The organism is Mycobacterium sp. (assembly GCF_052145595.1).
In the GTDB taxonomy this organism is placed as follows: Bacteria; Actinomycetota; Actinomycetes; order Mycobacteriales; family Mycobacteriaceae; genus Mycobacterium.
On sequence record NZ_JBKQOI010000111.1, the window covers coordinates 1 to 6,390 of the forward strand.

Consider the following 6,390-nt stretch of genomic DNA (forward strand, 5'->3'; position numbering starts at 1 on the left):
GAGCATCAACCCTGCCGTCGGGGGGTTGCTGCCCAGCATCGAGTACTGCTCGATGTTGCCGCCGGTTGGGAGTGCGAACAGGCCGTCGGCGGGCACGACGAGCCGCTCACGCCACGCACCGGCATACAGGGGTAGCACGACCAGATCGCCGACTTGAAGTCCATCGACCTCGGCGCCAGTGGCAAGCACGCGGGCGACCCCCTCTGCGCCTGGTATGTGGGGCAGGGGTGGTCGCGCCAGCATGCCGCTGACAACCAGTAGGTCGTGTTTGTTCAACGGCGAGACCTCAACGCTCAATAGAACCTCATGCGGACCCAGTGGCGGCGGCTCCTCGATGTCGACGACGCGGAGCACCTGCGCGGGGTCGCCGAACTGTTCAATCTGGATGGCGTGCATATCAATTCCTCTCGATTCGTGTGCAGCAACTCGGAAAGCTGCCCGGCTGGTCATGAGGTTGATCGACCAGGCCCGTCGCGTTACTTGGTCGAACTCAGGCGACCTTGTAGTTGTAGACCGTCTGACGGCTTATGCCGTATTCCGTGGCGAGTGTGGTAACAGATTCGCCCTTGGCCAGGCGTTCGCGTAGCTCACTGGCCTGCGTCTGCGAAAGTGACGCTTTACGTCCCTTGTACTTTCCAGCAGCCTTCGCGAGGGCGATACCCTCGCGCTGGCGTTCGAGGATCATCGACCGCTCGAACTCTGCAACTGCTCCTAGCATCGAGAGCAGCAGCGTGTTCATCGGCGAATCATCGCCTGCAAACGTCAGGTTCTCTTTCGCGAACTCGACCTTGACGCCCTGGCCGGTGAGTTCCCGAACGATCCGGCACAGGTCTTCGAGGTTGCGTGCGAGTCGGTCCATCGAGTGGACGACGAGGGTGTCGCCATCACGCACGTAGTCGATGGCACGGGCAAGCTCAGGACGGTTGGTGTCCTTGCCGCTGGCCTTGTCGGTGAACACCTTATCCAGCTCGACACCATCGAGCTGACGATCCGTGTTCTGGTCGACGGTGCTGACACGCTGATAACCAATCCGCTGGCCCACTCTGAACTCCTTCAGTCGATGAACTGTCAAAGTAGACCCTGGGACTATGGTAGACAGTTGTCAAACAATGAGGGAAGCGATCCTAGTTTGACACTAGAAAAAGGTTCTCGGGCTGTCCAGTAAGGGTGTACCCCAACTAGACGCATGGAAGGGTTGGCGATGCTGGGGACATCAATCCTAGACGCGGGTGCGTTGTTGGGTGCCTACCTAGTAACGTCGGGAATCGCCGAGATGGCTTTGGCGTTCGTCCTCGATGCATCCGCGAGCAGCCGCATTCCGCTGTTCATCACCGGCGGGCTGTCGTTGACCTTGGGCGTGCTCACATTTCGGCACTTCGGTTACGCTTACGCAGTCCTGTTGCTGGCCCTCTCGATTGGAGTGGCCTTTGTCTTCCAAGGCGTTTCCGAGATCGCGTTGACTGTTGAACACCCGTCGCTGCCCGACCGAGGGTGGTACATCTTCGTGGGAGTCACCAGCATGATCGCGGGCATAGTAATGCTCGCATGGCCGTTCACCACCCTTCGCATGGCTACGATCGTCGCGGGCGTATGGCTTGTGGTCATCGGGATCAGCGACATCTTCTGGGCCCTGCGAGCGCGTAGAGCCCTTGGCGATGTGCAACGCAGGGCAGAACGGCTGACGGGTAGCTCTGCCCGGCCCGCCACCGAGAGCTGACCAGCTCATTGAAGGCGCTTGTCGCAAGCGCTTGCGCTCAGCAGATGCAGCTTTGTGCCGAGCCTGGGCCGTAATTGGCTCGGCCGCTGCCCACACCGCGGCGACCGCTCGGGGACGGCAAGTCGCTCAGCGATGGCATCGGGTCGCTGAATCACCCTTTGGTGGACCATGTTCGGGGCCGCGGCCTGCTGCGCGGGATAGTGCTTACCAGGCAAGCCGCCAAGGCGGTGGAGGCCGCGGCCCGCGAGGCTGGCTTCTTGGTCAACGCCGCCGCTGCGGACGTGATCCGGGTGGCGCCGCCGCTGGTGATTACGAAGTCCCAGCTCGACCAGTTTGTGACGAGTCTCCCGGATATTCTGGACAAAGCGGCGGCATGACTGCGGGCCAATGATCTACTCCCGTATCTAGCCCCGCGGCTCCGCCCCAGATAGTCGACGACTGCCGGCCAGGCCGGAAAACCGCTAGAACGGCAGTGGATCCACTCGCCGTGACTTGTGGTCCCAGAATGGTCCCAGCTCGGGGTGGTTTGATTCATCGGTCAAGACATCGCAGCAGCTCAACGCCATTTTCCTCTGGTCGGGCTGACAGGATTTGAACCTGCGACCACTTGGCCCCCAGTCGGACGCGGGCTGAATTAAGCTGTCTCGCAGCGATTCTCAAACCGACGTGACCGTGGAAACTGTCTCAAGCCGTCCCCGGGCCACCCCGCTTCTGCCGCACCAGGGGTTTTTTCCGGGGGTCTCAACCACCGTTCGCATGATGTGCGTCGTGCCACTAGCATGATGTGCATCATGCGAAATGCAACTGGGAAGCGTGACAATCTCAAAGCTGCGTCACGCCATCGAATACTGGATACGGCTGCCCGGCGGCTGCGCCATGAAGGAGTGGACGGAACGGCCATCGTCCCTGTGATGCGGGAAGCCGGGCTGACCCACGGCGCGTTCTACTCGCATTTCGCCTCCAAAGAGGACCTTGCCGTCGCCGCATTTAGCCACGCGATTACCACCGGACGACCGCGATGGACCAAGGCGAGGAACGGTGAGGGGTGGACGGACCGACTGAAACGTCTTGCGACGCAATACCTCACGTCCGCGCATCGCGATGACCTGGCGAGTAGCTGCGGTTTCGCTGCGCTGAGTTCAGACGCGGCTCGCGGCACCCCGGAGTTTCGCGCCGCGTACGAACGTGAACTGCGCCAGTCCCTGGCGGCTATCTGTGAAGGAAGAGATAACGATCCATCGCGACTCGACGACGCCATCGCGATGATGGCGATCTGTGTTGGCGGGCTCTCGCTGGCACGGGCGGTGCCCGACAAGGAATTCTCGGAACGCATTCTGCGGGTCGCTAGGGCGGCGGCCAACATCACGGCTAACGCCGAAACCACCGAGACACGCCGAGAGGACGGTCATTGACATGTTCGGAGTAAAGCCATACGGGCAGCTACAGTACCGGGACGTCAACGGAAAGCGAATGGCCTACATCGACGAGGGCGAAGGCGACGCCATCGTCTTCCAGCACGGCAACCCGACGTCGTCGTACCTGTGGCGCAACGTGATGCCCCATCTGGAGGGTCTGGGCCGGCTCGTGGCGTGCGACCTCATCGGGATGGGCGCATCGGAGAAACTCACACCGTCCGGGTCCGATCGCTACAACTATGCCGAACAGCGTGATTATCTGTTCGCGCTCTGGGATGACCTCCACTTCGGTGATCGAGTCGTGCTGGTGCTGCACGACTGGGGTTCGGCGCTCGGCTTCGACTGGGCGAACCGGCATCGCGACCGGGTACAGGGCATCGCCTACATGGAATCGATAGCGATGCCGATAACGTGGTCGGACTTTCCCGCCGACGGTCGCAAGATCTTCCAAGGGTTCCGGTCCCCGGCAGGGGAACGACTGGTGCTAGAGCAGAACAGGTTCGTCGAAAACGTATTACCTAGCAGCACCCTACGGAAACTCAGCGACGAGGAAATGGGCTACTACCGGCAGCCCTATCTCGACGCCGGCGAGGATCGCCGACCCACCCTGTCATGGCCGCGCAACATCCCGATCGATGGTGAACCGGCGGACGTCGTCGCGGTGGTCGATGACTACAGCACCTGGCTGGCCAGCAGCGAAGTGCCCAAGCTCTTTATCAATGCTGAGCCCGGCTCGCTTCTGACCGGGCGAGTTCGCGAGTACGTCCGAACGTGGCCCAACCAGACCGAGGTCACAGTCAACGGATTGCACTTCATCCAGGAGGACAGCCCGGACCAGATCGGCTCGGCCATTGCGGAATTCGTCCGTGCTCTGCGCGCCGGTTAGTCATCAGCAGAGCCGCAATAGCCCTGCCACGCGAACCGCTTGTCGAATCAGACGTGGTAGTGCAGTCGCTCCGGAAGCATGGTGCGATATTGGCCCTATAGATCTGTTGCTCGGTGCGCGCTATGTGCGACATGTTGCCTTGCTGACAACCCGCTGACGCCGCCGGTGCGGCGAGAGCGTACGCGTCAGGCCTAATGCCCCATTTCGCGCAGGTGTCGATTCATTTCGTCGAGTTTGTCGTGAATGGCTTCCTCGCGCTCGATGTGCTGGCGGTGCAGCTGTTCGATCAGCTCGCGCGTCGGCTTCTTTCCCTGGTAGTCAGGGTGATGGCGGTAGCAGAGCAGAAACTGGGCGCCGGCCGCAGGGTGGGTGCCGATGCGCCAGCACCCCGGCTGATGGCAGTTGTACTTGCGGTTTAGCTGGTACACGCCCGTGACGGCAGCGCCGACGAGGCTGAACTCAGCGATGTCAGAACCGAACCCGGACCAGAAGGCATAGTAGCGACCGGACATGTCGACAATTCCTGTGTGCACGGCCAGCCAGTGGTTGACCGAGGGCGCGTTGAGCACCCAGGCCACAACTCCCGCCAGGACGGCGAACACCAACGTCACGAGAACGATCAGGCGCACTCTCATGTCGGCCTCGTCCAACGTGATTCACGGCGCTGTGGCGGCGCAAATCCAGTTCGGTATGAACGCCAGGGCTTGCAGAAAGGAAGATGCCACGCACAAACCATCTTCTTCGGCGGCGTCATCGCGACATGTTACTTCGCCATGACGGTCTATTGTGCGCCTACGCTGGCCAGCGTTGCGGCCTTCTTGCTTGCACGACCGGGTGTGTAGGCGGGCAGCAGCCGCGCGAGCCTGCTCCAGGCTGTACGCCAGCGGCAGGTACATAGTGATGGCCCAACCATCAGGCTTCACGACGCAAAGCAGAAAGCAGTACGTTGCGATTCGTCAGGAAGCTCACGGAAGTCACCATTGCCGGGCCGAGGGCCGAGCTTCCAAGGCCGCCCAGCCCGAGCCAGTCTGGCACCAGGCCCTGATTCAGCCGCGCGGCGTCCTGGGCGAGCTTGTCATCGACTTCGTTAGGCAGTCACGCATCCACTCGATGTCCATAGAACGACTCTTAGCAAACGAGTCTTGGCGACAGCCAAAAGCTGGTTTGGGTCAAACGTTTGGGTCAAATCGTTCAGAAACAAATCTTAGACGGGCAAAAACTGCCTCTGACCTGCGGTCGGGCTGACAGGATTTGAACCTGCGACCACTTGACCCCCAGACTCGTTTTCGGCATCCGCGGGCATTCGCCGGTGTCCTATCTGTGCAGTTCACCGCAGTTTTTCGTCTACCGACGGACAGTCCCGAACACCCGCGAATTCAGCGCCGTTGCTATCCGCGTTGCTATCCATCGCGACCTACACAAGCTGTACGGGTCAGTAACGAAACGCCAACCTGCACAGGGCAACTCAAATCAGTATGACCGCTTGACCGCGGGTCAAGCGGGTCGCGCTTGCGACTTGGCTTGCTACCGTCGGCGGGGGCCCGCAGGGAAGCGAGCAGGCGTGGCGGCCCGCTGTTCGGGTTTCTTCTGGCGAGCGCCACCGTCGGCGGCACCTGGCGTCAATACCGCCCGCACCCCAGCGAACGACGGGTGACATGGCGGCGCCACGACGAGTGATCACATCCACACCCCAGCGCCTACCAGCCAGACCGCCAAGGAGCGGCCATCGTGTCTGTGCGGAGATGGGACCTTCGGCCGTGGCGGCTGCCGTGCGCCCCGATCGACAATCGCATCATGACGCAACGCGAGCTCGAAGACCTCCCACCCGACGAATGCTTCCGGCTGCTCGGTGCCGCGCATGTCGGGCGACTCGTGTACCAAGATGACCTCGGACCGCTCGCCGTACCTGTCAACTACGCCATGGCCGGACACGATATTGTCTTCCGCGTCGAGGGTGGCGCTAAACGAGCGGCGATGCAGCAACCGATGCTCGCGTTCGAGGTCGACCACGTCGACGAGGACCGGAAGTTCGGATGGAGCGTCCTGGTGCGAGGCGTCGGCGCCGAAGTCGACCTGGAACGGGTTCCTTCGCTGCTGCGAGCGATGGATGGCCACGGCCCGACGCCGTGGGCAGCCGGCATCTCACAATGTGTGGCTTCAGATTGTGCCGCACACCGTGACCGGGCGACGGCTCGGTGCGGAGCGGTTGTCGTGGTGACATCCCGATTCGTGGTGCCCCCCATGCACCAGCCCACGCTGGTGCAGGATTCCGATCGTCGCCACGTCGGCCAGGGCCTGGGCGACCAACAGATCGGGCCCCGAGATCTTGCGCGACGTGAGGAGAACGTATCGGCTGGCGAGGTGTTGCTGCT

General features: G+C 62.0%; 7 protein-coding genes and 1 pseudogene. 5 read left to right on the forward strand and 3 right to left on the reverse strand.

The window, feature by feature from the left end; translation table 11 throughout:
- Together ACLP4W_RS10085 and ACLP4W_RS10090 are read right to left on the reverse strand one after the other, a co-directional pair.
- Positions 1–396 (reverse strand): alcohol dehydrogenase catalytic domain-containing protein (locus ACLP4W_RS10085; protein WP_442385995.1); only part of this gene is annotated, 396 nt, incomplete at its 3' end.
- A 94-nt stretch (positions 397–490) separates the two neighbouring features.
- A complete protein-coding gene (locus ACLP4W_RS10090) occupies positions 491–1,042 on the reverse strand; it encodes a recombinase family protein (protein WP_442385996.1) in 552 nt (183 codons plus the stop codon).
- 159 nt (positions 1,043–1,201) lie between these two features.
- Here ACLP4W_RS10090 and ACLP4W_RS10095 point away from each other — a divergent pair, with 159 nt between their 5' ends.
- The 4 genes and pseudogenes from ACLP4W_RS10095 to ACLP4W_RS10110 all read left to right on the forward strand — a co-directional run bounded on the left by ACLP4W_RS10095 (position 1,202) and on the right by ACLP4W_RS10110 (position 4,018).
- A complete protein-coding gene (locus tag ACLP4W_RS10095) occupies positions 1,202–1,717 on the forward strand; it encodes an HdeD family acid-resistance protein (RefSeq protein WP_442385997.1) in 516 nt (171 codons plus the stop codon).
- 116 nt (positions 1,718–1,833) lie between these two features.
- A pseudogene (locus tag ACLP4W_RS10100) lies at positions 1,834–2,094 on the forward strand (aminotransferase class III-fold pyridoxal phosphate-dependent enzyme); the annotation flags it as partial.
- A 414-nt stretch (positions 2,095–2,508) separates the two neighbouring features.
- Positions 2,509–3,129 carry a TetR/AcrR family transcriptional regulator gene (locus tag ACLP4W_RS10105; RefSeq protein WP_442385998.1) on the forward strand — a complete coding sequence of 207 codons (621 nt, stop codon included), beginning with the start codon at positions 2,509–2,511 and terminating at the stop codon, positions 3,127–3,129.
- 1 nt (position 3,130) lies between these two features.
- A complete protein-coding gene (locus ACLP4W_RS10110; RefSeq protein WP_442385999.1) occupies positions 3,131–4,018 on the forward strand; it encodes a haloalkane dehalogenase in 888 nt (295 codons plus the stop codon).
- A gap of 191 nt (positions 4,019–4,209) precedes the next feature.
- Here ACLP4W_RS10110 and ACLP4W_RS10115 read toward each other — a convergent pair whose 3' ends face one another.
- The gene (locus ACLP4W_RS10115; protein WP_442386000.1) at positions 4,210–4,668 is read right to left on the reverse strand and encodes a hypothetical protein; all 459 of its coding nucleotides are present in this window, start codon (positions 4,666–4,668) and stop codon (positions 4,210–4,212) included.
- 1,144 nt (positions 4,669–5,812) lie between these two features.
- On the opposite strand from ACLP4W_RS10115, the gene ACLP4W_RS10120 reads away from it, so the two are divergent.
- A partial coding sequence (locus ACLP4W_RS10120; protein WP_442386001.1) for a pyridoxamine 5'-phosphate oxidase family protein occupies positions 5,813–6,390 on the forward strand: 578 nt, incomplete at its 3' end.